At 44.0% G+C, this 25,345-nt stretch carries 25 protein-coding genes; 10 read left to right on the top strand and 15 right to left on the bottom strand.

The window, feature by feature from the left end:
- Positions 1 to 105 precede the first annotated feature (105 nt).
- Both lpxB and DN068_RS09500 read right to left on the bottom strand, forming a co-directional pair.
- The gene (lpxB, locus tag DN068_RS09495) at positions 106 to 1,209 is read right to left on the bottom strand and encodes a lipid-A-disaccharide synthase (RefSeq protein WP_110998676.1); all 1,104 of its coding nucleotides are present in this window, start codon (positions 1,207 to 1,209) and stop codon (positions 106 to 108) included.
- A 114-nt stretch (positions 1,210 to 1,323) separates the two neighbouring features.
- Positions 1,324 to 1,617: a hypothetical protein gene (locus tag DN068_RS09500; RefSeq protein WP_110998677.1), complete on the bottom strand. Its 294-nt coding sequence runs from the start codon at positions 1,615 to 1,617 to the stop codon at positions 1,324 to 1,326.
- Between the two features lie 265 nt (positions 1,618 to 1,882).
- On the opposite strand from DN068_RS09500, the gene DN068_RS09505 reads away from it, so the two are divergent.
- The 3 genes from DN068_RS09505 to DN068_RS09515 all read left to right on the top strand — a co-directional run bounded on the left by DN068_RS09505 (position 1,883) and on the right by DN068_RS09515 (position 4,322).
- A complete protein-coding gene (locus DN068_RS09505) occupies positions 1,883 to 2,680 on the top strand; it encodes a phosphosulfolactate synthase (protein WP_110998678.1) in 798 nt (265 codons plus the stop codon).
- A gap of 67 nt (positions 2,681 to 2,747) precedes the next feature.
- Positions 2,748 to 3,488: a shikimate dehydrogenase family protein gene (locus DN068_RS09510; protein WP_110998679.1), complete on the top strand. Its 741-nt coding sequence runs from the start codon at positions 2,748 to 2,750 to the stop codon at positions 3,486 to 3,488.
- A gap of 264 nt (positions 3,489 to 3,752) precedes the next feature.
- Positions 3,753 to 4,322 carry a hypothetical protein gene (locus DN068_RS09515; protein ID WP_110998680.1) on the top strand — a complete coding sequence of 190 codons (570 nt, stop codon included), beginning with the start codon at positions 3,753 to 3,755 and terminating at the stop codon, positions 4,320 to 4,322.
- A gap of 100 nt (positions 4,323 to 4,422) precedes the next feature.
- Here the strand turns inward: DN068_RS09515 and DN068_RS09520 are convergent, their stop codons facing one another.
- Positions 4,423 to 5,217, bottom strand: a complete 795-nt coding sequence (locus tag DN068_RS09520; RefSeq protein ID WP_110998681.1) for a class I SAM-dependent methyltransferase — start codon at positions 5,215 to 5,217, stop codon at positions 4,423 to 4,425.
- 55 nt (positions 5,218 to 5,272) lie between these two features.
- Positions 5,273 to 6,328, bottom strand: coding sequence for a bifunctional 3-deoxy-7-phosphoheptulonate synthase/chorismate mutase type II (locus tag DN068_RS09525; protein ID WP_110998682.1), 1,056 nt, complete (start codon positions 6,326 to 6,328; stop codon positions 5,273 to 5,275).
- 129 nt (positions 6,329 to 6,457) lie between these two features.
- Between DN068_RS09525 and truB the strand changes: the two genes are divergently transcribed.
- Positions 6,458 to 7,186, top strand: coding sequence for a tRNA pseudouridine(55) synthase TruB (gene truB / locus DN068_RS09530; protein WP_243630187.1), 729 nt, complete (start codon positions 6,458 to 6,460; stop codon positions 7,184 to 7,186).
- Positions 7,187 to 7,399: 213 nt separating this feature from the next.
- Here truB and DN068_RS09535 read toward each other — a convergent pair whose 3' ends face one another.
- The gene (locus tag DN068_RS09535) at positions 7,400 to 7,621 is read right to left on the bottom strand and encodes a DUF2795 domain-containing protein (protein WP_086100095.1); all 222 of its coding nucleotides are present in this window, start codon (positions 7,619 to 7,621) and stop codon (positions 7,400 to 7,402) included.
- A gap of 185 nt (positions 7,622 to 7,806) precedes the next feature.
- Between DN068_RS09535 and DN068_RS09540 the strand changes: the two genes are divergently transcribed.
- The 4 genes from DN068_RS09540 to rnc all read left to right on the top strand — a co-directional run bounded on the left by DN068_RS09540 (position 7,807) and on the right by rnc (position 10,831).
- On the top strand, positions 7,807 to 8,493 hold the full coding sequence (locus DN068_RS09540) for an ABC transporter ATP-binding protein (RefSeq protein WP_110998683.1): 687 nt from the start codon (positions 7,807 to 7,809) through the stop codon (positions 8,491 to 8,493).
- Between the two features lie 87 nt (positions 8,494 to 8,580).
- Positions 8,581 to 8,817 (top strand): acyl carrier protein, encoded by a 237-nt coding sequence (locus DN068_RS09545; protein ID WP_110998684.1) that lies wholly within the window; start codon positions 8,581 to 8,583, stop codon positions 8,815 to 8,817.
- Positions 8,818 to 8,851: 34 nt separating this feature from the next.
- Positions 8,852 to 10,111, top strand: a complete 1,260-nt coding sequence (gene fabF, locus DN068_RS09550) for a beta-ketoacyl-ACP synthase II (RefSeq protein WP_110998685.1) — start codon at positions 8,852 to 8,854, stop codon at positions 10,109 to 10,111.
- Between the two features lie 3 nt (positions 10,112 to 10,114).
- On the top strand, positions 10,115 to 10,831 hold the full coding sequence (gene rnc, locus DN068_RS09555) for a ribonuclease III (RefSeq protein WP_394342329.1): 717 nt from the start codon (positions 10,115 to 10,117) through the stop codon (positions 10,829 to 10,831).
- 10 nt (positions 10,832 to 10,841) lie between these two features.
- Here the strand turns inward: rnc and DN068_RS09560 are convergent, their stop codons facing one another.
- Together DN068_RS09560 and DN068_RS09565 are read right to left on the bottom strand one after the other, a co-directional pair.
- On the bottom strand, positions 10,842 to 11,189 hold the full coding sequence (locus DN068_RS09560; protein ID WP_110998686.1) for a hypothetical protein: 348 nt from the start codon (positions 11,187 to 11,189) through the stop codon (positions 10,842 to 10,844).
- Between the two features lie 26 nt (positions 11,190 to 11,215).
- Entirely contained in the window at positions 11,216 to 11,590 is a 375-nt protein-coding gene (locus DN068_RS09565) for a diacylglycerol kinase family protein (protein ID WP_110998687.1), read from the bottom strand.
- A gap of 141 nt (positions 11,591 to 11,731) precedes the next feature.
- On the opposite strand from DN068_RS09565, the gene DN068_RS09570 reads away from it, so the two are divergent.
- Both DN068_RS09570 and DN068_RS09575 read left to right on the top strand, forming a co-directional pair.
- A complete protein-coding gene (locus DN068_RS09570; protein WP_110998688.1) occupies positions 11,732 to 12,430 on the top strand; it encodes a porin family protein in 699 nt (232 codons plus the stop codon).
- Positions 12,431 to 12,634: 204 nt separating this feature from the next.
- Positions 12,635 to 13,339 carry a porin family protein gene (locus DN068_RS09575; protein WP_110998689.1) on the top strand — a complete coding sequence of 235 codons (705 nt, stop codon included), beginning with the start codon at positions 12,635 to 12,637 and terminating at the stop codon, positions 13,337 to 13,339.
- Here DN068_RS09575 and paaD read toward each other — a convergent pair.
- The 8 genes from paaD to ruvA form a co-directional block, all read right to left on the bottom strand.
- Complete coding sequence (gene paaD / locus DN068_RS09580; protein WP_110998690.1) at positions 13,336 to 13,818, bottom strand: 1,2-phenylacetyl-CoA epoxidase subunit PaaD; 483 nt, start codon at positions 13,816 to 13,818, stop codon at positions 13,336 to 13,338. The genes DN068_RS09575 and paaD overlap by 4 nt on opposite strands.
- A gap of 248 nt (positions 13,819 to 14,066) precedes the next feature.
- The gene (locus DN068_RS09585; protein WP_165836339.1) at positions 14,067 to 14,495 is read right to left on the bottom strand and encodes an energy transducer TonB; all 429 of its coding nucleotides are present in this window, start codon (positions 14,493 to 14,495) and stop codon (positions 14,067 to 14,069) included.
- 14 nt (positions 14,496 to 14,509) lie between these two features.
- A complete protein-coding gene (paaC, locus tag DN068_RS09590; protein ID WP_110998692.1) occupies positions 14,510 to 15,355 on the bottom strand; it encodes a 1,2-phenylacetyl-CoA epoxidase subunit PaaC in 846 nt (281 codons plus the stop codon).
- A 4-nt stretch (positions 15,356 to 15,359) separates the two neighbouring features.
- Entirely contained in the window at positions 15,360 to 15,734 is a 375-nt protein-coding gene (locus DN068_RS09595; RefSeq protein ID WP_110998693.1) for a four helix bundle protein, read from the bottom strand.
- Between the two features lie 37 nt (positions 15,735 to 15,771).
- The gene (paaB, locus tag DN068_RS09600) at positions 15,772 to 16,077 is read right to left on the bottom strand and encodes a 1,2-phenylacetyl-CoA epoxidase subunit PaaB (protein ID WP_110998694.1); all 306 of its coding nucleotides are present in this window, start codon (positions 16,075 to 16,077) and stop codon (positions 15,772 to 15,774) included.
- A gap of 84 nt (positions 16,078 to 16,161) precedes the next feature.
- Positions 16,162 to 17,118, bottom strand: a complete 957-nt coding sequence (gene paaA, locus DN068_RS09605) for a 1,2-phenylacetyl-CoA epoxidase subunit PaaA (RefSeq protein ID WP_110998695.1) — start codon at positions 17,116 to 17,118, stop codon at positions 16,162 to 16,164.
- A 144-nt stretch (positions 17,119 to 17,262) separates the two neighbouring features.
- The gene (sov, locus tag DN068_RS09610) at positions 17,263 to 24,738 is read right to left on the bottom strand and encodes a T9SS outer membrane translocon Sov/SprA (protein ID WP_110998696.1); all 7,476 of its coding nucleotides are present in this window, start codon (positions 24,736 to 24,738) and stop codon (positions 17,263 to 17,265) included.
- Positions 24,739 to 24,759: 21 nt separating this feature from the next.
- Entirely contained in the window at positions 24,760 to 25,338 is a 579-nt protein-coding gene (gene ruvA, locus DN068_RS09615; RefSeq protein WP_110998697.1) for a Holliday junction branch migration protein RuvA, read from the bottom strand.
- Positions 25,339 to 25,345 lie beyond the last annotated feature (7 nt).

Here is a 25,345-nt window from a genome sequence, read left to right on the forward strand (position 1 = left end):
CATAACTAACTGATTGTGTACATTAAGCTCAATGCATGCTGGACATGCAAAAAGCCCTCACGAATTGTGAAGGCTTTCGGATGAATTTGACACTATAATTATTGTTTATTTTTTACGCATAAAAGAAACTATTCCTTCTGCCGCTTCCTGCGACGCATTTGAATCACCCAGTTTATGCCAGAGTATTTTATAATCTTGCAATTGCTGTTGTAAAAACGAACCACCATCCAGCAAACGATGCAATTCTTTTTTCAGATTTTCCTCGTTGAGATCCGCTTGTATTAATTCTGTAACTACCGGTTTATCCATGATCAGATTGACCAGTGAGATATACTTCACCTTGATCAGTTTTTTCGCCAGCATATAAGAAATCGGATTGCCTTTATAACACACCACCTGCGGTACACCAAACAACGCAGTTTCTAACGTTGCAGTACCGCTCGTCACCAATGCAGCTTTTGCCTGCTTCAGTATATTATACGTCTGTGCTTTTGCCAGCATTACATTTTCATTACCGATGATCTCTTTATAAAATTCATCTGGCTGTGCAGGTGCCTGCGCTACCACAAACTGATATTGCGGAAAATGTTTTACTACCGTAAGCATCACCGGCAGCTTCACTTTTATCTCTTGCTTTCGGCTGCCAGGCAATAATGCAATGATTGGCTTGTCGGATATCTTTTGCACTGGCACGTTGTCTTGCTCATCTTGCACCACTTGAATCAACGGATGCCCAACATAACTCACCTTAAAATCCCATTTGGTATAGAAGTCTACTTCAAATGGCAAAATCACCAGCATCAGATCCACGTCACGTTTGATCTTCTTTACACGATTCTCTTTCCATGCCCAAACCTGCGGAGAAATATAATACACTACGGGAATGCCCTGCTGCTTCGCCCATTCTGCAATGCGCATATTGAATCCCGGATAATCGATTAAAATCAGAACGTCTGGTTTATAAGCGAGCATATCTTTTTTACAGAAATCAATATTGCTGAAAATGGTACGCAGGTGCATCAGCACTTCCACGAATCCCATAAACGCCAGATCGCGATAGTGCTTTACCAGCGTGGCTCCCGCAGCTTCCATACGGTCGCCGCCCCAACACCTGATATCCGCAACAGCATCTTTTTCATGCAATGCTTTTATCAGATTGCTGCCATGCAAATCACCACTTGCTTCTCCTGCTATAATATAATAACGCATCTTTTAAATTGAAAAGTCAAAAGTCAAAACAACACGTTCAAACACATTCCATACACTTAACCCACATTCATCACATTCTTTAACGACTCGCGCTAAGCCCCCCCTTTAGGGACGTTACCAAATGTATTTCACCAGCACGAACACGAGAACATACAGCATCGTTGCAATAAAAATGCCACGCGCTGTGAGATCGAGCCTGCGGTTGGTGTACAACATAAAGGGCAAAATATTCGCCAGCAGACTCAATGCAATCACTTTGGCAAAAGTCTGATGATTATGAAACAGTCCATTGAAAAAATCGCCCAGTTGCTGCCCCCGGCCTAACACCAGGAAAACGACCAGCGAACCAATCAATGGAAATAAAGCACCCAGTATAAATCCCAGTACGGGAACATTACGCTTCAACATTTTTTAAAAGAAAATATGCGGCGAATATACTCAGAATAATGCCGGGAAACATGCCTCCCGGGAAACGCTACCCGATACGGGACAATTCATTGTGTCCAAAAATTTTCAGAAGTCGCAAAATCCCTGATTCAGGGCTAAAAAAAACCGAAATACATAATAACAAAACAACAACTGTTTGATTTTCACCGGATAGTTTACAATTCACTTAACATACGTCATACGGTCATTCTGCATTACCTTTGCCCCGGTACTGAAATTATTATTCATGAACTTTCCCCTCAATCACTTGCCGGAGCGCACACAGAAACCGAGAACCCATGGCCTGACCATGGTGATGGATAAAGGCATGGGCCTTGACGAAGTACGTAACTTTCTGTCTGTTGCGGCTCCATACGTTGATATCGTGAAACTGGGTTTCGGAACGGCATTTGTAACGAATCGTCTTCGCGAGAAAATAGAAATCTACCGTGAGCATAATATTCCTGTATACTTCGGCGGTACTCTGTTTGAAGCTTTTCTGGTACGCAACCAGTTTGAAGATTATCTGAACGTTATCAAAGAATACGGCCTGGAACATGTAGAGGTTTCAGACGGTTCTATTATCATTCCACATGCAGAGAAATGTGGCTATATAGAACGTTTAGCCAAACACGTAACTGTACTTTCTGAAGTTGGCTCTAAAGATGCAACGCATATCATGCCGCCGTACAAATGGATCGAACTGATGCGCGCAGAACTGGAAGCTGGTTCTACTTACGTAATTGCAGAAGCTCGCGAAGCAGGCAACGTAGGTATCTACCGTGGCTCCGGAGAAGTACGTGAAGGTCTGGTTCAGGAAATTCTGACGCAGATTCCGGCAGAAAAAATCATCTGGGAAGCGCCGCAAAAAGCACAACAGGTTTATTTTATGGAGCTGCTGGGAGCAAACGTAAACCTCGGCAATATCGCACCAAATGACATGTTGCCGCTGGAAGCTACCCGTCTAGGACTGCGCGGTGATACATTCTACCTGTATCTCGACAAAAAGCCAAAGGATATCGTTATCAACAGCAGCAATGATTAATTTTTAAAATAATTCAAAGCCGGATCGCATAATATATGTTATCCGGCTTTGTTCATTTGCTCTATTCATGACGGATGTTTACGGACTGATCGGCTACCCGCTTACACACTCGTTTTCCGCAGGATATTTTTCAGAGAAATTTTCTGCCGGGTCGATCAATGCGGTATATCAAAACTTTCCGTTGGAAGACATCACGCAATTCCCTGGCTTGTTACAACGGCAACCTTATTTAAAAGGACTGAATGTTACAATTCCGCACAAACAGGCCATCATTCCTTATTTAGATGCTCTTTCAAAAGAAGCGGCTCAAATCGGCGCCGTCAATTGTATTTCTTTCTCCGAAGGAAAATTAACCGGTCATAATACAGATATCATCGGTTTTCGCGAAAGCTTGCGACCATTATTGCAGCCTCAGCACCAAAAAGCACTGATTCTGGGAACAGGCGGCGCTTCGCTTGCTGTTGCATACGCGCTAGACCAGCTAAATATCCCTTATCTGAAAGTCTCTCGCCAGGTATCCTCATCTGCCATCAGTTATGGAAATATTTCCCCGCAAATCGTGGCAGAACACATGATTATCATCAACACAACTCCATTAGGCACTTATCCTTCTGTTCATTCATTCCCCGATTTCCCATATAAGCTGCTCAGTCAGCAACATCTGCTCTACGATCTGGTATACAATCCCGCCGAAACGGCTTTTTTAACATTGGGTAAACAGCAGGGCGCAATCATCAAAAATGGATTGGAAATGTTGCATTTACAAGCAGAAGCCGCGTGGCAGATCTGGCAGCAATATTCTTTCTAAAACGTTCAGAAATACGTTAACACCGCAGCGTTGGTATAATTATTAAATTACTATTAGCAATTGGTTAAAGAGTTAAATAGGCAAATGGCTAAATCAGTCGTAGTCTTATTCGCAACGAATTAACGTTTTTACTGACCATGTTAATTGGGCAAACAGTTAAATCAGTCGTATTATAATTCGCGGCTTATTAATCTATTAACGAATTAACCGATTAACCTTCAAAGTAGAAGAGTTCTATTGTCTAACCATAAAATCTGTTATGTTATGTCAACACAAGCGATGTCTCACGTACCGGCGAAACAGAACAATTTATTATTGATTAAAGGTGTGGTTGAAATTTTGTGGGGTGTGGCTGCAATAATCATGGCACTTACTGATCCCGTTCCGATTATCGTCTCATTTGGTTTGGTAAACATTGTTGCCAGTGCACTCACATTTGCATATGCCGGAATCAACAAACACCTGGAAATTTCCCACCAGTGGCTGTTTATAGAAGGTGTTGTAGAGTTAGCCGCAGGCGTTTTATTCATCTTTTTGATTCACGACCTTCATAATTTTGTGCAATGGATGGGCTACGGTATCGTATTTATTGTGTTTCTCCAGTTTATCTACGGATATTTTATGCTGACCACCAACAGAGTAAACGTGGCCAACATGATCAGCCGTTTCGTAAACTGTCTGGTAGGCACAATGGTAGCGCTGATCCTGATCTCTAATCTCTGGGGCACTACTGGTTCGCTCATCTTGATTGGTGGGTTCTCCGTTGTATTTGGTATTTTAAATTCACACTTCGCCATGAAATTTGGCAACATTATCATGGGTAAAACCGAATAAAAAAACAAGACAATCCTGCATCATAGAATGAAAAAGCGTCCCAACGATTAGGTTGGGACGCTTTTCGTTATTACGCTGAAAGCTTGAAATGCTGTTAAATCTACGCTTGCACTGTATAATAAACGCAAGTCGTCAAAAAATTTCTCAGGTATGGCAAATACGTGATCGGTTTCCATTGTTCACGCGGTTGCAGACCAAATTTGTATTTGTAAATCGGATTGATGAGATAATGTTGCTTGTTCATTACCTTAAGACCACTCGCCTTTATAATCCGCTCAAAACGCTCAATGCTGATCTGTGTATCATGGATATCCATCAGTTCATTAATCACACCTTCCGGTTCACCAGCTATTTTAAGAATGCCCTTATAGATTGGTTTTGGAAGAATATGGTAATAGGGCAATTTGCTCGTCAGTTTTTTGGCACCAATCTGCTGGTGGCCACCGAAAGGCATATACCACGGCGGAAAGCCAAAGAAAATCTGGCCGCCCGGTTTCAGGAATTTTTTCAGATAAGGAATAAAACGTTCCTGCTCCGGAATGTGTTCGATTGCATCTTTTAGAATAATTACATCGAAGAATCCGGCAAAACGCTGCAGAAAGGCTTCATCGTAAACATTCTGGCAAACGAACGCCATCTTGCCTTCGCTCACTTCTTTTGCCAGTATACGATTGGCGATTTCAATACGATGTGCGGCAAGATCAACGCCTACGCAAAAACAGCCCTTCTCTGCAAACGGCAACAGAACACCGCCTTCACCCGTACCAATTTCCATCACGTTCGTTCCCGCTCCCAGTTTATGCGTCTTTTCGATAAAGGGCAAAACATAAGATCGTGAATTATCTACCTGTTGGTCATACCGAGCCTGCTCGTCGGAGTGCTGCTTTAGTGCCAATGCAATGATTTTTTTAGAAGGGGAAAGATAATCAGTTTTTTAATTGTTGTGCCGCTCACTGCAATATTTCGAGCTGGCGCTTGACGCTTTCATCGTGAATTTTCTGATATAGTGCTACAATAAATGATTCTGGCAGATTATGTTTACGGGCGAGTGCGGAACGTGTTTCCACAATCTCCCGCCAGCGATCTGGCTGATACGCTGTCATATTGCAATCCTTCTTTACACTCCCGATTCGCTCGCTGAGTTCCATTCTCCTTGCCAAAAGATCGATTACTTCTGCATCCAGACTGTCCATCAGTTGACGCAAATATTCCAGCTCTACCGATTTATTCATATCTGCTGAGTACTGCTGACGAATCACTAGTTCCAGCAATAATGTTTGCAAAGCTTGTGGGGTGATTTGCTGCGCTGCATCGCTCCATGCTTCATCCGGATTTGGATGGGTTTCAATCATCAATCCGTCGAAATGCATGTCCATAGCTTTTTGTGCTACTTCTGCCACTTTATCCCGGCGACCGGTAATATGGCTTGGGTCACAGATAATTGCCAGGTCACGGCGACGACGTTTTAATTCTACGGGAATCGCCCAATTGGGTTGATTTCTATAAGCAGAAGAACCTTTATAAGAAGAAAAACCACGATGAATCGCAGCAACTTCCTGCACGTCAGCACGTTCTATTCTTTCAATACCACCCAACCACAGATCAGTGTCCGGATTTACCGGATTTTTTACCATTACGGGCACTTTTACACCACGCAATGCATCGGCCAGTTTCTGCACCTGAAATGGATTGACCGTTGTACGTGCGCCGATCCACAATACAGATATACCATATTTCAGTGCCAGCTCAATATGAGCTGGTTCCGCCACTTCTACGCCAACTGGCAGTTGGTACCGTTCCTGCACCTCTTGCAGCCACTCCAGCGCCTGTTCACCGTTTCCTTCAAAAGACCCGGGACGCGTACGGGGCTTCCAAACGCCTGCTCTAAAAAGTTGAATCTGCATTGTTTTCAGTGCAGTGGCCGTTTCCAGAATCTGTTCCTGACTTTCTGCACTGCACGGACCAGCAATCACGAAAGGCTTGCCCGCATTTTTGAAATAAGACATACTGTTTGCAAATTTAAGCGTTGTCGAGCAGTTGCTGAAGAATTGTGAAGTTGCTGATTTGTAAAGTTTCGAAAGCTGCAGCTCAACTAATCTACATTATTGACCCTTTAACGATTTAACCAGTTTACCGTGCAGCAACGTACCTTTGCCGCCATGAATAACATGCCATCATTAGCTGAGTTGAAGCAAGGAACCGTGATTTTGATCGATAAACCTTATCGCTGGACTTCTTTTGACGCATTAAAAAAACTGCGCAAACCGGTGCAAGCCAAATTGGGCCACGCCGGCACACTTGATCCATTAGCAACTGGTCTTTTGATCTGTTGTACAGGAAGTTTTACGAAAAAAATCGTTGATTATCAGAAAATGCCTAAAGAATATACGGGCATCATACACCTCGGCGCCAGCACCCCAACTTATGATCTGGAAAGCGAACCGGAAGATCCAAAGCCTTTTGCACATCTCACCGAAGCCGATATTTTAAAAGCAACAGAAAAATTTACCGGAACAATTATGCAGGTTCCACCGATCCATTCCGCCATCAAGAAAGATGGAAAACGTGCTTATGAACTGGCAAGAAAGGGACAAGAAATTGTGCTGGATGCCCGCCCAATTACCATTTCAACTTTTGAAATTACCAAGTTTGAATTACCAGAAGTGCATTTCCGCGTGGCTTGCAGCACAGGTACTTATATTCGTTCGCTGGCAAATGATTTTGGGCAAGAACTCGGGTGCGGTGGTTATTTACAGGAGCTAAGAAGAACGAAAATCGGCGATTTTGATGTGGACAATGCTTATTCGGTAAATGAATGGGTAGATTATCTGAAAGCGGCGCACGAGGCGGGGAATGGGCAATAGTCAATGGGCAATGGTGCGTAAATGCTTCGACTCCGCTCAGCCTGACAAGCTTTTTCATCATTCTGAGCTTCTTCGCTGTCCTAAACATTGTCATACTGAACGTAGTCAAAGGAGATCGCCAACACGAACCAGCTTTGAGCTTTAGGCTTTAGGTCTTAGGCTTTCAGCTAAAAATAAAATATAAAGAGCCGGCATGCCGGCTCTTTTCGTGTTTTAATATTCGTCTTCGTTAAAGAAAAAGTCTTCCTGAGTTGGATAATCAGGCCAGATATCTTCAATGCCTTCATAAATTTCGCCTTCGTCGTCCAGCTCCTGCAGGTTTTCTACTACTTCGAGCGGGGCGCCGGAACGGATCGCGTAATCAATCAGTTCGTCTTTGGTTGCTGGCCATGGTGCATCTTCAAGATGTGAAGCAAGTTCAAGTGTCCAAAACATATTATAAAATTTTAATATCTATATACTAGTTTCGGCAAATGTAAGCGTTCATTTAAGAAATACAAATTTTATCCTTTTAAAGGTTTCTGAACTTTTTTATTTGCCCGATCCTAAATTTATATTTCAGGACGGATAATCATAGTCAGAGAGTTGGTATTACCCGCATTTTGATTCATTTTTACAGCATGCTCACTGCAAAAAGCCTTTTTAAAAATTACGGCAGTCTCTCGGTAGTAAAAGATGTTTCTCTTCATGTAAACGAAGGGGAGATTATTTCTATTGTGGGTGCTTCGGGTGCCGGAAAAAGTACTTTGCTGCACCTTTTAGGTGCGTTGGACAAGCCGGATCGGGGCAGTGTACTGATCAATAACACTGATATTTTTAAACTGAGCAGCAAAAAACAAGCACAGTTTCGCAACAAAAACCTCGGGTTTGTATTTCAGTTCCACCATCTTTTACCAGAATTTACCGCGGTGGAAAATGTCTCCATGCCGCTCTGGATCAATAAAGAAGGCAAAAAAGAGGCGATGATGAAAGCAGAAAAAATGCTGGAAGTCGTAGGTCTTTCGGGGCGGTTAAACAACAAACCTTCAGAGCTTTCCGGCGGTGAACAACAACGGGTCGCAATTGCCCGCGCACTCATCAATAAGCCGTCTCTGATCATGGCAGATGAGCCTACGGGCAACCTGGATAGTGCAAATGCACAAGCCATCCACCAATTATTTTTAGACCTCCGGGAACAAATGGGACAGACTTTTGTGATGATTACGCACAACGAAGAATTGGCTGGAATGACCGACAGGACGCTAACTATGAAGGATGGAAGGATCGTCAGCGAACAAATTCACGCAATAGAAAAAACCACGATCTGAAAACTCATTTTCAAAGAATTCAGGTTTCTCTTTGCCTTTTTGTCAAAAAGTATATTTTTGCACTCATAAAATTAAATTGCATTAGCCATGTCTGAAATTGCAAATCGCGTTAAGAAAATCATCGTGGACAAATTGGGTGTAGACGAATCTGAAGTTACTCAGGAAGCAAGCTTCACAAACGACCTGGGCGCAGATTCTCTCGATACAGTAGAACTGATCATGGAATTCGAAAAAGAATTCAACATCTCTATTCCTGATGAACAAGCTGAAACCATCACTACAGTAGGTCAAGCTGTTGCTTATCTCGAAGAACACGTAAAGTAATTATTCTACACTACACAAGTAACTGAATTATTTAATGAATTTACCGTACAAACGCGTTGTCGTTACCGGTATCGGTGCCCTGACTCCATTGGGTAATACCGTACCTGAATATTGGGATGGACTCATCAATGGTGTTTCGGGCGCCGACTTCATTAAGCAGTTTGATGTTACTAAGTTTAAGACCAAATTTGCCTGCGAGGTTAAGAACTTCAATCCTGAAGATTATTTTGACCGCAAAGAAGCCCGCAAGCTCGATCGCTTCTCGCAACTCGCTATTATTGCTGCAGATCAGGCAGTAAAACAGGCTGGTCTTACCGACGAGGGTATCAACAAAGATCGCGTCGGTGTTATCTGGGGTTCCGGAATCGGTGGTATGATCACCTTCATTGAAGAAATGAAGCAATTCAGCGCCGGTGATGGCACGCCAAGATTCAATCCTTTCTTTATTCCTAAGCTGATTCTTGACATTGCGCCAGGTCATATTTCTATGAAATATGGTTTCCGTGGTCCAAACTTTGCAACGGTCAGTGCCTGTGCTTCTTCTACAAATGCCATCATCGATGCACTCACTTATATCCGTCTGGGTAAAGCGAATGCCATCATTTGCGGTGGTTCCGAAGCTGTAGTGACAGAAGCCGGTATTGGTGGTTTCAATGCGATGAAAGCGTTGTCTGAACGTAACGATGATCCAAAAACTGCCAGCCGTCCTTTCGACCTGGATCGTGATGGATTTGTACTCGGCGAAGGCGCCGGTGCTATCGTACTGGAAGAATACGAACACGCTAAAGCGCGTGGTGCACACATTATTGCTGAGATTGCCGGCGGAGGCATGAGCGCAGATGCTTATCACCTCACCGCACCACATCCGGAAGGACTGGGCGTAATCAATGTAATGACCAATGCACTGGAAGATGCAGGTATGAAACCGGAAGACATTGATTATATCAATGTGCATGGTACTTCTACCCCGCTCGGCGATGTTGCTGAGCTCATCGGTATCCAGAAAGTATTTGGCGAGCACGCGTATAATGTCAATATCAGTTCTACCAAATCAATGACCGGCCACTTACTTGGTGGTGCAGGTGCTATTGAAGCAGTAGCCAGCATTCTTTCTGTGGTTAATGATATGGTTCCTCCTACCATCAACCACTTTACAGATGACCCGGCTATTGATTCCAGACTCAATCTCACTTTCCACAAGGCACAACGTCGTACTGTACGCGCTGCTTTGAGTAATACCTTTGGATTCGGCGGCCATAATGCTACTGTGATTTTCAAAAAATTTGAAGATTAAGCTTTGCGACGGTTCACGTCACGTATCCTGCACTTTTTTTCGCCTAACAAGCAACTTGTCTCTCAACTAGAGCACATACTCGGTTTTACACCCGATCATCTGCCCTATTATCAGTTAGCTTTGATGCACCGTTCTAAGATTGAAGAACTGGCACAAAACAACGAGCGGCTGGAGTTTTTGGGTGATGCCATGCTGGGCGCTATTGTAGCGGAATATCTTTTCAAGAAGTATCCGACGCAGCCGGAAGGTTATCTGACCGAAATGCGCTCCCGTATCGTACGCCGTGAAACATTGAATAATGTGGCACTGCGCATGGGTTTGCACAAAATGGTTCAGTACAACCAGAATGATCGTGGCCTCAGCCGCAGTCATATCTTCGGTAACGCACTGGAAGCCTTAATTGGTGCCGTTTATCTCGACAAAGGTTTTGTAAAGACCCGTCAGTTCATCCTCAACCAGATGATTCGTCCGTATATCGATATCGAGAATATTGAGAATACAGACACGAACTATAAGAACAAATTGCTGAGCTGGGCACAGCGCGGCAGTCATATGCTTACGTTTGATACGCTGGATGAAAAAATGGAAGGTTCGCGCAAGTTGTTTACCATCGGTATTGTGCTGGATGGCGAACTGGTTGCGAGCGGAACGGGCTACAATAAAAAAGAAGCAGGTCAGGTAGCTGCGCAAAAAGCGCTGGAGCAACTCAATATCTCTTAATTCCTTTTAATTATTTATCCTTATCATCGACATGCAGTCGGTGAAACAACCTATGTGCCGCTGGCGCAAGGATGATGCCTATGTTGGTAATAAATGCCACGCCGCTGAACAGTGCGTAGGCAGAGGAAAATAATTTACCACCCACCGATTTTATTTCTACTACTGGCCCCATGCCGCTCAAGATCATGGAAGCATTGTGCAATGCATCTATCCAGGGAGTACCGTCAGTAAGGTGATAACCAACCACGCCAATTGCAAGGCAAAAGAACAACAACACACAGGCAATAAAAACATGATAAGCCATGCGTTTATAGAACACGCGCATCGGCGCTAATTTCTGCTTGCGACTTTCATACATAGTGATCTAAAGTTGAATTGACCGGTCTAAAATAATGCTATAATCTTTGGAAGGAAAATAATCATGCCCGTAATAAAGGCAAATGCTGCCGTCACAAGCACGCCACCGGCTGCCAGGTCTTTTGTCTTTTTTATCAATGGATGAATTTCAGGAGAAATCTTATCGCAAAGCGTTTCGAGGGCGGTGTTAAACATCTCCGCAGCGAAAACCAATGTGATTGCCAGCAATACAAACAACCATTCGGTACGAGAAATATGCAACGCGAAGCTTGCAATAACAGCCAATATTGCGGCTATAAGATGAAGCCTGGCATTCGGCTCACTCTTCCAGAAGTCTTTAATTCCGGCCAATGCAAAGGTGAAACTTTTTAACCTGCTGCTGAAGGAAAGCTTTTTCTGCATTGGAAAATTTTGATGATTTGCTGTTTAAAAATTCAAATAAATATTGAATAAAAAATAAAACAATACGAATTCGTTTGTAACTTATACATAATTACTTTACGCTTGATTTTTTATTCATAAACAGAGCAAATAACAAGTCCTATGCTTTCAAAAAAATCTCTCGTTACGGCAAGTATTGCGTTGCTCCCATTTACACAGGCAGCTGCTAAGGTTCACATCAAAGCAGGACCAGAAGCAGGCATCAATTTTACAGACATCTGGTTAAAAGCCAATGGCAACAAATATTCAAGCAGCATGTCACCCGGACTTAAGATCGGTGGTGTGGTAGACTTCGGCTTTAATAAGTTAATCTCGTTTCAACCAGGCCTGTTTTTTACACAAAAAGGCGCCACCACTACATTGGCTAGTTATAATAGCTCCGGGGCATATGTCAGTGTGAAACGCAAAATCAGAATGAACTACATCGAAGTTCCACTGAATGTACTTTTTAAACTTGGTTATTCTCATGAAGGCCACTTTGAAGTTGGCGGCGGTCCTTATGTAGCATTTGCCGTAGGCGGAAAAGTAAAATTAAAATATTCTGAACCCGCGACCGGCACCACTCAGGAAACTACCAATTCGCTGAATATCGGTGACGCCGCTACAGATGATGTGAAAAGCATGGACGCCGGCATCAATTTCGTAGGCGGTTATCAATGGAAAGCGGGTGTCATTCTCCGTGCGCAACTCGCATTTGGCGTACCAAACATATTGCCTGAAGGAAATTCAGACAACCATATGCGCAACTGGGGATTTGGAGTTTCGGCAGGCTACCTTTTCAACTGCAGTAAGAAACATTAATGGTATTTAAAATGCTCGAAAGGCTCATTACAACGGAACCGAATAACCGATAAACCGGATTTCGATCCGATGGTAAAATAATACGCTAATCCAATTTAATAAGTCCTATTTTTCTGTCTCAACGCTATCCCGACCATGTTCTCGGGGTCGAACGACAAACAATTCGGATGGCGATCCGATGAGTAAAACCACATTTTAAATCCTATGTTTTCAAAAAAATTAATTCCGGCACTCAGCCTGGCGCTTCTTTCGCTCACTCAGGTATCCGCAAAGCATATTCAGGTAAAAGCAGGACCAGAGGCAGGCTTAAACTTTACTGACTTTTGGTTAAAAGCCGACGGAAGCAAATATAAGAGTACGGTAACCTCGGGATTTAAGATCGGTGGCGTTGCAGACTTTGGTTTCAGTCAATTATTTTCATTTCAGCCGGGTATATTTTTCACCCAAAAAGGCGCCAGCACTACGTTGATGAATTATGACAGCGTCGGTGCACTTGTAAGCATGAAAAAGAAAATGAGGATTAACTACATCGAGGTTCCCCTGAACGTACTCTTCAAACTGGGTTATGGTCATGAAGGTCATTTTGAAATTGGCGGCGGCCCATATGTATCGTTTGCCGTTGGCGGAAAAAAATCACTGACAAATACACAATTCACCGTATCTGGTTCCACTCAGGAAACTACTAGCCCACTTTTGATTGGTGACGCGGCTACAGATGATATCAAAAGCATAGACTGGGGTTTCAATCTTACCGGCGGTTACCAATGGGAAGCAGGCGTCATTCTTCGCGCGCAACTTGGATTTGGCATACAAAATATATTGCCTGAAGGAAATTCAGACAACCATATGCGCAACTGGGGATTTGGAGTTTCGGCAGGCTACCTTTTCAACTGCAGCAAGAAACACTAGTGGCATTTAAAATGCTCGAACGGCTCTTTGCAGCTATTGCATTTGTATAAAGACTTGCAGGAAGTGGCGCCGAATTGACTCACCAGTTCAGTGTCTTTGGAACCGCAATGGGGGCATTCAACCGGCGTTATGTCAAATAAATCAAGATCAGAACCTCTGCTGACTGGCGGTGCTATTCCGTATTCTTTCAACTTGCGTTTACCGTCTTCGCTCATCCAGTCGGTCGTCCAGGCCGGACTAAGTTGCATCTGTACATCCAGTTTTTTGATGCCTCTGCTTAAAAGTGCCATCCGGATATTCATGCCAATGACATCCATAGCCGGACAGCCGCTGTATGTTGGTGTAATTACTACAGTTACTTTTTCATCTTCACCAATCAGTACATCGCGTACCACGCCGAGATCCAGTATCGTTAATACCGGAACTTCAGGGTCTGTGACGCTCTGCAACCACTCGTATATCTGCTCTTTTGTAATCACTTTTTAATTTTTTAAGCCCATTGAGATAATGACCCGCGAAATCACATTCCCATATCATCGTCCCACCTGATCTAGGCAACCTGCAGAATGTTTTTTCTCATGTCACATTGACCCAAGGAGACGTCTCACATAATGTAGGTTCATTTTATCGTGAGCCCCTCTTCCCTCGTCAGGATGATCCCAACAATGGCGATGGTAATCACTTCACGAGAAAATCATTTTTCTTCTGGAAACGACATTCGTCGCAACTATCCTTTTTTCTTTGGCTCGTCTTCCAATCGAAACCTTATCGGAAGCGTGTAATAAACTTTTACAGATTTCCCCCCGCTTTTTCCAGGCTTCCATTTGGGCATTGAACTTACCACACGCAGCGCCTCTTCCTCTAAACCCAATCCGATGTACGGGCTCATAACCTTTGCATCCACGATCGAACCATCTTCCATTACTTCAAAACGTACAATCACACGGCCTTCCTTGTTTGCATTACGGGCACTATCGGGATAGTGAATATTGGTTGCAAGATATGTCTGCAGTTTCTCCGAACCACCAGGAAACTCCGGCATTTGCTCTACAAAAGAAAAAGTTTCTACCTGCTTCTTCTGGTTTGCTCCACTTTGTGCATTCGCACTAACCGCCAGCAATACTGCCGCAGACAATAGAGCTATAGTTCTTTTCATAAACCTTAATTTGACTACCATTCCATATTCGGATAAGCGCGCTGCATGAACTGCATTTCTGCCAGCACATAACCCAAATGCTCGGTATGACGTCCTTCTTTACCACCTTCCTGCATCCAGCCACCGGTTGGCAGCGTCAATGTAGCCTCTTCAGCTACTTTTGCAATACGCTCTTCCCAGTTCGCTTTCACTTTTGCCAGATCCACGCCGATTTCTGCAGCATGCATTGCATTGTCCACTTCAGTAGCATGTGTCATTTCACCGGTAAAGCGCCAGTATTCGTTCAGCGCATTCTGAATGCGTTCTTTACTTTCTGCAGTACCATCGCCCAGACGAATAATCCATTCACTGCTCCAGCGAATATGATAAGTCACTTCTTTCAGTGATTTTTCCGCTACGGCAGCCAATGATTTGTCCTTGCTCTGTGTCAGTTCTCTGTAGAAAAAGAAATTGAACGTATCCAGATAAAAAGAACGAGCTATTGTATATGCCCAATCCTGATTTGGTTGCTCTACTAACAGCAGATTTCTATAATCCCAGCCATCACGGAGATAAGCCAGATCATCTTCATCAATAGCGCCCACTACCTGTTGCAGCAATGGTGACGAAAATGCATTTTTCTTATCTGCTTCATTCAGATTGTTGAACTGCTCCGCAGCATATTGATACAGGCTTCTTGCTGCACCAAGATGATCCAAAGCGATATTGGAAATCGCGATATCCTGCTCCAGAATCGGCCCGTGTCCGCACCATTCACTCAATCTATGACCATTGATCAGTGCAGTATCTGCGAGTTGAAGTGTATAGTATAGTAAGTTGACAGGTTGATATGTTGAAACGTTGCTATGTTGTGTTGACATTATTTTATGTTTTACTTCTTAGAAAAGTGATGTAGCCATTTAATAACTGTTCCACTTTTTTGTATTGTAAATAATATTCATTGAAAGTTTCCTGACTTAAATAAATACAATCAACAGCTTGGGTCAAATGATTAAGCGTTTCACTAAGCGAACCTCTTGCCTGAATGCAAAAATGCAGTTGATCTTTATAAGTAAATCTTCCGTGTCCTTCCGCAATATTGGCGTTTACCGATCTTGATGACCTGATTATTTGATCTGCTAATCGAAATTTCTCTTCTGCAGGAAATGTTTTTATAAGTTGAAAAATCGCGTTGGAAAATTTCCTGCTTTCCTGCCAAACCGTTAAGTCTCTAAAATCTTTATGCTTGATCTCTTCCATATCAACGTTTCAACTTATAAACCTTTCAACGTAACGATTACATGTGCGTCAGCTCGTCAGGAAGGTTGTAAAATGTCGGATGGCGATAGATTTTGTCATTTGCCGGCTCATAGAAAGAAGCAGCCTCATCAGGATTAGAAGCATGGATATATTTGCTTTCAACAACCCAGATGCTTACGCCTTCCATACGACGGGTATAAACATCGCGTGCATTTTCAATTGCCATTTGCGCATCAGCAGCGTGCAGGCTACCTGCGTGTTTATGATCCAGACCAGCTTTGCTACGGATAAATACTTCCCACAAAGGCCATTCGTTTTGTGCTTTATTATTTTGTGCTGACATAGTTTTATTCTGTTTCTTTTATGATTGCCCGTATTTACCGGACATAAAAAAGATGGCCACAATTTCTTGCAGCCACCCGATATTTTAAGCAGCGTCTACGGCTTGCTTTTCTGCGCGTTCTTTACGTTTTTCGGAATAAGCGAGTGCGGCGTCTCTGACCCATGCACCGTTGTTCCATGCATTTTGGCGTGCAGCCAGACGTTCTTTGTTACAAGGTCCGTTTCCTTTCACTACGTTCCAGAATTCATCCCAGTTGATCGCTCCGAAATCATAATGACCTTTTTCCTCGTTCCATTTCAGATCCGGATCAGGAATCGTGAGACCGATGAGTTTTGCCTGCTCTACGGTTACATCGATAAATTTCTGACGAAGTTCATCATTAGAAAAACGTTTGATTCTCCAGGCCATGCTTTGTGCAGAGTGCGCACTGTCATCGTCTTTAGGACCAAACATCATGATTGATGGCCACCACCAGCGATTCAACGCATCCTGTGCCATTTTTTTCTGTGTTTCAGAACCTTCAGCCAAACGCATCATGATTTCAAAACCCTGGCGTTGGTGAAAACTTTCTTCTTTACACACACGCACCATAGCACGCGCATATGGACCATATGAAGTACGGCACAAGGGAACCTGATTCATGATGGCAGCACCATCAACAAGCCAGCCTACTGCACCCATATCCGCCCATGTAAGCGTTGGATAGTTAAAGATCGAAGAGTATTTAGCCTTACCACTGTGCAATTGTCCCAGCATTTCATCGCGGGTAATACCCAGTGTCTCAGCAGCGCTGTACAAATACAAACCATGGCCACCTTCGTCCTGCACTTTCGCAAGCAATACAGCTTTACGGCGAAGACTCGGGGCACGGGTAATCCAGTTTCCTTCCGGCAGCATACCTACGATTTCACTGTGGGCATGTTGCGAGATCTGGCGGATCAATGTTTTGCGGTAGTCGTCAGGCATCCAGTCGCGAGGTTCAATACTTACCTCGTTGTCAAGTTTATCCTGGAAGTGCTGCTCAAAAGATTGCGCAGTCATTGGCTTTTAATTTTTAAGACTACAAAGATAACGTTTCGGCGACAAAGAGGGTATGAGTTTTATCATAAAAACCGCCATCTGTGCCAGATATGAAAAGCGTCCCCGCGATATCGCGGGGACGCTTTCTATATTAAAACATTATCATTAGTTGGCAAATATAAACCTTAAGGTCACACCCGCTTTGGTTGTCGTAGTTGGGTACGCACTCGAGATATACGGTATACTCTGTCGCCTGTCATAGAAGAACCGCAGTGTTAATTTGTCACTTACTATATAATCTACTGATGGCGATATAGTGATCGTTTTCTGCCCTCGGGTAGTGATATCAATGTTTTGGGCCAAATAACTATTGCTGGTTTTATCGTCACGCAGGCCCAGGTCAAGTTTGATATTGAGATCATTTTTCAGCTTCTTCACCCCAAAAATTGCGAATGGCAATATCAGACCTTTTACCCGGTAACCGCCACCGATAACGAATTCAGAACTTTTCGTTTCACTCACCTGGTAATCGATCAGACTAAGCGCCACTGTTCTTGATTTGCGGAATTCGAAACGTGCAGTCATACCATTACGCAGCGACGCATCAAACCCGAGCAATGGACTAAACTGTTCAGAAATCGTGATGTTCGGCACCTGGAAGAATGGAACATAGTTGCCCGAAGCGGAGTCGATAAACGACGGGAAACCAATGTTATAAACGTCCTGATAAAACAATGCAGTCGAGAAAGTATTTACCGCCAGTGTACCCGAATACGCATGATTCAACACGAAGTTGGTGAAGATCGGCTGGAACATCGGCAACTTGGTTAGACCATTGTATTGGACACGCCAGTTCGGCATCGGATAATAGTATTTAAACGGATTGGTTTTAATACTTGAATTATCATAATTCAGCAACGGCACAGAGCTGGCACTTTTCCCGGTGTACGCCGCAATAAATGCCGGAATCAATACGTCTTGCGAAAACTCGGTATAACCTTTAGTATAGTTCGGATTATTCGGATCCGGCACATTGTTGGTATACGGATTCGCTTTACCCAGGCGATCGGAAATGACTTTCCGGTTTTCCAGGAATTCGTTGTACACTGACGAATTTGCCCCCGACGGCTTGAACATGGTTTTAATAGCGATGTACGAAATGTTGTAGCTACCATTTTCATATGGACTCAGGTGTACGAAAGTTCCGGTACCGGTATCTTTAAATAGTTCGTTGTGCGCTTTGGTAAAACTTTTTGTCAGACTGATATCAACCCTGAAATCTGGGAACGGCTCAACAGTCGCATTGACATTCATGGTCTGCGAATATCGCTGCTGGTACTGCGAGTTGAAAATAGAATCACGGGAAAGCAATCCTTTATAAGCTTTAGATTCCAGCCATGCTGAATTCGGTTGATAGCCGAACACAAAATTGGCTCCCGGCTGCATATCGTTACGCCAGTTCATACCCAACGCCTGCGTGCTATCCATATAACCCGGCAATATCGTTCCTCCGTTTTCTGTATAGTTAAATGTAGTACGCTTCAACATTGTCAAAACACGCCCAATAAAACGAGCAACACCGCTTATCTCCGGCGTAGCTGCACGACGGGCTTTGCGCGCGGCAATACGATCGCGCTTTCTCTTTTCTTTCTCCGCTTTTAACCTTGCCTCTTCCTGTGCTTTCAACAATTTGTTCAAAGAATCTAACTGATGATCGCTCATACTGGCGGTATTGATCGTCACACCATTAAGCACCACCGTATTTGGCGGTAATTTTTTAGTCTTGGATGAATCCCCAGAAGATGAACCGGATTTGCTGTCGCCACCTTTTCCTCCGTCGCCTTTGGTTCCGTCGCCCACTCGCGCCACATCGGGACTGTTTCCGCCACTTTTTGTTCCGAACGGACTATTCGCCTGCCCCGGTTTTGATAATTCTTTACCCGGAGTTCTCGGTTTCGGTTGATTGATTGCTTTCAGCCAGCGATTCTTATTCCACAGCTGGGTAAAGTTCAGATCACTGTTGATCTGCTTCGATTGCGTATTGCCAATTGTGTTACCCAAAGTACGAGCCAGCTCTGACGCTGCTGTCCATGAATAAGTGCTACCATAAGTGAAGCGCAAATTCATCCAGTCTGTAATTGGTATTTTTTGCAACGGGACGTTATAGCTGGTATTAAATGCCTGAGTAAATAATGTGTTCCGTCCAAAGTTTAGGAGCTTCGTCCAAACCGTATCTCTTTTTTCCTTTGTATCAAGCGGCCCATAAGGCTCATCGATACGGGAATTATTCGTTGCGGAATAATCAAACGACAATGACTTGGTCAATTCCCAGCGCAATGCATAACTACGTGCCCAGGTAAAGTTCTTGAAATAAGTTGCCGGAATACCGTAAGAGCCGTCATTATAAACGTTACGTACCTGTGTCGCTTCCATTACACGGTTGAGTTCACTACGGAATGTGAAGTTGGACGGCAATGGATTAATATTAAAATCTTTGATCACTGAGTACCAGCGGGAGCGCGATTTGATCATTTTCTTGAATGGCTCCAGCGATTTTGATTTTACGCTGTAAGTGTATCCAAGACCCAGTTTATTATTAGTCAGATTATCGCTTTCAATGGTTGGATTGCGTTTAAACTGACGGTTGTAGGCATAGCTCAGATCAAAGTTTTGAATGCTCCAAGGCATTTTCTTAGCAGACTGTTTTTCCGGATTGCCCATAATCCGCACGTTGGTCAGGTTGATACTTGTAATTGAGGTAAAATCCTGAGCCGCTTTACGCAAAGAATCTTTTTGATTGTTGCTCACCGCATGTGCCAGCTGGTCGGTCATTTTTACGTCCTGATCATAAGGATTGTAAACCGGGTTGCTGATTGATTCTGAGTAACCAGCGAACAATGGCAACTGAACGCCCCATTTTTTAGGCATCAGTTTACCCATGTTCAGGTTAGTAGAGGCATCGTACTGATAAAAATTATCGCGGGAACGTTGCTGAATTTTCTGATCAATGCTACCATAACCTGCCGTGTGCATGCTACCGCTCAAACGCAATGTTCCGAGATCTGCCATTTGCAGATTTACTTTACCAGTGGCCGCATATCCGGCACTTTCATTCATGCCCGCCATACGTAATTCATTAAACCATACTTCCACACATTTCGCCTGACCATCATCATTTGGTGTCTGCGTTGTTTTCTTCGGGTTCATTACACCCATCAGAATGGTTTTGGAATCGCCGATATTCGGGTTACCTACTACGACAATGGTATTACCCTTGCTGTCTTGTTCGGAGTAAGGCACATATGATTGTAATCCTTTGTTGTTACGGTTCGTTTTTACGTTCACCAGGTCATTCAGCAAAATGTCCATACGGTTTTCCACAGGCCACACATCATCAGGCGAAATGCCTGCACCCGCCGGAACTGTGATTTTCAGCGGAATTTCGTATTCATAATAGTTGTTGGTAAAGTCACTACCCATACGGATAATGGCCCGCAGATCTCCATCAACCAGCTGTGGTTGTCCTACCTGAGATTCGGCGTGGATGAACATACGCAGGTTGTTAAACTGACGCATGTCCACATTTACCTCTTTATATACGGCACGGGCATCGCCATCTTTCAGCGCACAAACCTGGAAAGAAAGCGCCTGTTCATTCAACTGCACATTCTGGCCATTTGATACCGCCTGCTGCTGACGATTTACACCTGGAGGAATCACATATGGAATCGGCTGACGATTGGCATTTTCTTCTACGCTCACAGAAGCAACAGTAACTGCAGTTGATTTTGCATCTGCATCCGGAATATTTTCACCCGGACTTTGTAAAGAAAATAAATATTGACGCCATTGGTTACGGCCAAGATCAAGCTGCGCAAAACGCAGAATCACGCTGTCCTGGAAATTATTCAGGAACATACGGATGAAACGGATAGAACGGAAATCTGCGATACCGCCTACTTTATGATCATAGCTCTGAATCGGAACTTTGAACTGATACCAGGTTTCATTTTCATAATTACCGTTCGGCAATTTTACGCTGCTCACCTGCTTACTCACCACGTAGTTTTCACCGACGATCATATTTGGCTTCAGGTCTACACGATATTGATAATACTCTTCACTTGTGTTCAGCGTATTGTCCTTATTAATATCTTCCGATTCCGGGATAGTAGTTGCCGCGGAAGAATATGCAGAATTTGCGTCTGTGATCGGCGAGTTGCCTTCCGAATTATTATACAGTTTGTAACGACCAAGTACACCAACGTTTGCATTGTCATAGTCGCTGCCGCGATAGTAATGGTAATCATCGCTCGACGGATCAGCCGATAACTTCTGGTATGCCGAGGAAGTCGCCCCTAAAACACCCGCAACCTGGTTAAGGAAGCCCTGATAACGGCCGCCCTCTTCCTGACTGCTCAATCCATCATAACCGACATCCTGAATTGCACGTGTAGCCGGATCATTGTCAAACGCACGGGTGATCTGTTGCTGGAATTGCGGCTGGAAACCCCAAACTGTTGAAGTCAGCTTTGTTGGATCTTTTGGTGCGGTGATACCATTTTCAAATGCCTTACTTCCGTCTTTCAGCACATCTTCTGATACGTTACCGAGGTTGATATACAGTGACCCGGCATTATTCTGATTATTGATGAACGGATCCATCATCCAGAATTCAATAAACTCAACGTTGGCGGCTTCAAAATCGGTATAGTCGATCGGACGCTGAATACCACCCCAGCGAATCTGGGGATTCTTTAATGTACCGTCAGTGTTTACATCAGATGCAGTAGAAACAAAGTTGTATGGACCACGTTCTTTCGGATAATACCCCAGATCGAATGTGCTCAACGCATTTTGCAGCGTCGTGTAAGAAGTGTTTGGAAAAACTTCCTGCTTTTGCACCAGACGGATATAGTGCTGCATCGGATCTTTCTTCACAAAATCTGGCACGCCGCCTGTCGGATCTACGAGTGTCGGTTCAATGGTGTACCAGGCCAGCAACGCGCGGTTGTAACCATACTTAAGATCATTATTATCTTCTGCCTCCGGAAATAAAAGCTGGTTATTTTTATTGCGGGCATCATAAGGTGTAGAGGCCAACGACCAGGCAATCGCCGGGGACTTCAGATCGTAGGAGCTTTTTGTTCCTTCAAAGTCATCGATATAAACAGAGCCTTCCGGATCAAGCGCATCAATTTGTTTCGGGTGACTTGGCAACAAACCTGCAACCTCACCAGAGGCCGTGATAAACGAACTCGCGGTTGTGGAATAAACAGGCAACTTGTCCAACGCCCGTGTTAATCCCGGAAATTCTGACTGGTAGTTCGCATCGAGACCTAATACCGTATTCTTGATCGGATCATCACCGAAGTTTGTCTTTTGGGTAAACGGACGTTCGGTCAGACGCATATAGGTACCGCCTAAAGTCAGCTTCTTGTTCAGGTAATAATCCAGACGTGCCCCCATGAAGTTCTGCTGCTGGAAACCGAATGTCGCATTATCCTCATACTGGATATTGATCGGGATACCCGAGCTCATGATACCCGAGTTCAGGATTTTGATACGCCCCAAGCCATAATCAATCTGGTAGTCGATATTTTCCACCAGCCGCTGCCCACCTGCCGTTACCGTTACAGACCCCTGCGGGATATTAAACCCGCCGAGGAAAATTTCGGACGAAGACGAAGACTTGTAAGACCCTCGCATAATATAGCGGTTGTTTTGCGGGAACTGCCGCGCAATGGTCTTCGTGGAATCGTATAATATGGTATAAAGATATTTTCTTTCCAGCTGCTGATTGTTCCCGAGTGCCCCGGCCAGATCATCACCAAACGGTTCCAGCACGGGGAAGATGACCTTACCCGTCTGCGAATTAATCGTTATCCCTTCTACATAGTCGAACACCCCATCGGGGACGGGATCATTTTGCGAGTTCAACCGATCAAGATTCAGCAATGTGATCAAAGGCACACCGGCATTCGGACCTTCCGGAATATATCTTTTTTCACCCCCTTTCGGATCCTGGTATAAAACGTTGAGCTTAAAATCTTCTTTAGACAAACCAACCCCACCCAGCGCGTACACGTTTTTCATCATCAATTTCCAGATTGGCAATGTTGGACGTGCAGAAGTACCTTTCAGCAACTTCATGAACATGATCTTCTGATTGGTCGTATCCGGCGGGAGATCTTCGGCAAATTCACCCACTTTATAAGTCTTACCACGGAAGGTATACTGGTAAGCCACCGCGAGGATATCATCTGGGTTCATGGAATAGTTGACCGAGATATAACCGAGGTTTGGACTAAATGTAAATTCTGACGGCTGGAGTTTACGTGCGGTTACAACCTGATAGTCGTCGTTGCCCAGACCAATTGCGGTCAATGCGGAAGTATAATTAAGCGGATCGCGGCTGCGCGGATTTTGCACCAACTGATCGTAGAGACTATTAGAACGGTTATCTGGTTTATCGGAACCCGTAGCATTCGTCAGCGTTGTTTTGTATGGAGTCTTTTCACCAAGATCCATAAACGCAAGAATGCTGCGCACGCCGTCTGTAGCACCAGTACGGTTTGTTACCCAAACCTCTACTTTATTGATGTTGATCTCGGAATTGATTACCGGAAAATTCTTCAGCGCGCCGTTATAGTTGTCATGGAAATATTGCGCCAACAAGAAGTGACGGTTTTCCTCGTAATCATCCGCTTTAATATTAAACTGCTGTGTTTGCGCACCACCCTGTACGGTAACACTCGAACGTTTCGATTTTTGTTGCGACAATACACCAGTCACCCATAATTTACCGAACTGCAACTGCGTTTTAATACCGAACAACGACTGCACACCGGTAATCAGCGAACTTTTTAGCGGAAAACTGATGTTACCCGCTTCAATCTTTTTGATGATTTCGTCTTCCTTACCAGTATACTCGAGTTTTTGAACGTTCTGATAATCGAACGTCGCTTTTGTATTGTTGGAGATATTCAGCTTCAGCTTATCACCTACCGTTGCCAGCAAGTTGATATTCATCTGCATATCAAAGTCAAAAACACCGTACTTCTGGGCACGTTGCACCAGTGTTGGGTTTTTGATGTTTTGCCAGTTACCACCAAAAGTCACATCCACGTTACCCTGTGGGCGAACCGAAATTGTAGTACCACCGAAAATGCGGTCAAAGATGCCTTCTTTGTACATCGTTGGTAATTCCGGCTTTTTGTTGAACAAGGTCAACGCATCCATACGGCGTTTCCAGTAAGCCTGCTCATCCTGTTGTGCCTGATACTTGAGAAATTCATCAAGCGTCATAGTTGCCGGCGTGCGGAAAAACTGATCACCTATTTTTTCGGTAAGGAAATACTCGTTGGTTGCCGGATCGTATTCTACACTCTTCTTTACATTGGAAGGATCGCGCAGATCCATTCCATTTCCTTTGGGATCAACGGCCGGACTTCCCATTCTGTCATCCAGCGGGAAATGCAGGCTATCTACACGATTGTGATTATTTTTATTGGAATCTGTTGGATCGGGACTGTAATAATCGTAGGGGCCCTTGTAGTTACGGGCACCAGCATGCGCTATTGCCACTACCAGCGCAATAAATAACAAGAATTTATATCCGAAGTAACTTTTTCCCTTCAAAGTCGTCTGATATTTAGCGTTTTACAAGGCACGCAATGCCTGTTTAATCAATTCTTCAACACTAAGTGTAGCGGCGTCTTTGATTTTCCGGATAGCTGTTTCGGCAGCAGTTCTCGCAATACCCAAATTCACCAAAGCAATTAACGCATCTTCGGTGGTTGTATTGTGTACCGGTAGTGATATCGTTCCTGTATTTTTCTTATTGAACAGCTTGCCTTTCAATTCTAAAATAATCCGCTGGGCAGTTTTGGCGCCAATACCTTTCACACGTTCCAATGCGATGGAATCTTCCTGCGCTACGGCTCTTTCCAATTCTTCCGGCGTCAGCGATGAAAGGATAATTCTGGCAGTAGCAGCGCCCACACCACTAATGCCGAGGAGCAAACGGAAAGTGGTACGTTCCTGCTCATCAGCAAAACCGTACAGTACCCACGCGTCTTCCCGGATCTGTAAATGCGTATATAAACGACATTTTTCCAGATGCTGGATTTTGCTGAATGTCTGCAGCGTAATATTTACCTCATAACCAATTCCCCCCGCCAAAAGATAAAGTAGTGATGGCGATTTATGCGTCAAATCTCCTTCCAGGTAAGCAAACATAATTATA

Origin of the sequence: Taibaiella soli, assembly GCF_003236175.1 — a bacterium.
In the GTDB taxonomy this organism is placed as follows: Bacteria; Bacteroidota; Bacteroidia; order Chitinophagales; family Chitinophagaceae; genus QKTW01.

Excerpts from the sequence above, each read along its gene's own strand:
- lpxB (WP_110998676.1), bottom strand. The coding sequence starts at position 1,209 with ATGCGTTATTATATTATAGCAGGAGAAGCAAGTGGTGATTTGCATGGC.
- DN068_RS09500 (WP_110998677.1), bottom strand. The coding sequence starts at position 1,617 with ATGTTGAAGCGTAATGTTCCCGTACTGGGATTTATACTGGGTGCTTTA.
- DN068_RS09505 (WP_110998678.1), top strand. The coding sequence starts at position 1,883 with ATGAACTTTCCCCTCAATCACTTGCCGGAGCGCACACAGAAACCGAGA.
- DN068_RS09510 (WP_110998679.1), top strand. The coding sequence starts at position 2,748 with ATGACGGATGTTTACGGACTGATCGGCTACCCGCTTACACACTCGTTT.
- DN068_RS09515 (WP_110998680.1), top strand. The coding sequence starts at position 3,753 with ATGTCAACACAAGCGATGTCTCACGTACCGGCGAAACAGAACAATTTA.
- DN068_RS09525 (WP_110998682.1), bottom strand. The coding sequence starts at position 6,328 with ATGTCTTATTTCAAAAATGCGGGCAAGCCTTTCGTGATTGCTGGTCCG.
- DN068_RS09535 (WP_086100095.1), bottom strand. The coding sequence starts at position 7,621 with ATGTTTTGGACACTTGAACTTGCTTCACATCTTGAAGATGCACCATGG.
- DN068_RS09540 (WP_110998683.1), top strand. The coding sequence starts at position 7,807 with ATGCTCACTGCAAAAAGCCTTTTTAAAAATTACGGCAGTCTCTCGGTA.
- DN068_RS09545 (WP_110998684.1), top strand. The coding sequence starts at position 8,581 with ATGTCTGAAATTGCAAATCGCGTTAAGAAAATCATCGTGGACAAATTG.
- fabF (WP_110998685.1), top strand. The coding sequence starts at position 8,852 with ATGAATTTACCGTACAAACGCGTTGTCGTTACCGGTATCGGTGCCCTG.
- DN068_RS09560 (WP_110998686.1), bottom strand. The coding sequence starts at position 11,189 with ATGTATGAAAGTCGCAAGCAGAAATTAGCGCCGATGCGCGTGTTCTAT.
- DN068_RS09565 (WP_110998687.1), bottom strand. The coding sequence starts at position 11,590 with ATGCAGAAAAAGCTTTCCTTCAGCAGCAGGTTAAAAAGTTTCACCTTT.
- DN068_RS09570 (WP_110998688.1), top strand. The coding sequence starts at position 11,732 with ATGCTTTCAAAAAAATCTCTCGTTACGGCAAGTATTGCGTTGCTCCCA.
- DN068_RS09575 (WP_110998689.1), top strand. The coding sequence starts at position 12,635 with ATGTTTTCAAAAAAATTAATTCCGGCACTCAGCCTGGCGCTTCTTTCG.
- DN068_RS09585 (WP_165836339.1), bottom strand. The coding sequence starts at position 14,495 with ATGAAAAGAACTATAGCTCTATTGTCTGCGGCAGTATTGCTGGCGGTT.
- paaC (WP_110998692.1), bottom strand. The coding sequence starts at position 15,355 with ATGTCAACACAACATAGCAACGTTTCAACATATCAACCTGTCAACTTA.
- DN068_RS09595 (WP_110998693.1), bottom strand. The coding sequence starts at position 15,734 with ATGGAAGAGATCAAGCATAAAGATTTTAGAGACTTAACGGTTTGGCAG.
- paaB (WP_110998694.1), bottom strand. The coding sequence starts at position 16,077 with ATGTCAGCACAAAATAATAAAGCACAAAACGAATGGCCTTTGTGGGAA.
- paaA (WP_110998695.1), bottom strand. The coding sequence starts at position 17,118 with ATGACTGCGCAATCTTTTGAGCAGCACTTCCAGGATAAACTTGACAAC.
- ruvA (WP_110998697.1), bottom strand. The coding sequence starts at position 25,338 with ATGTTTGCTTACCTGGAAGGAGATTTGACGCATAAATCGCCATCACTA.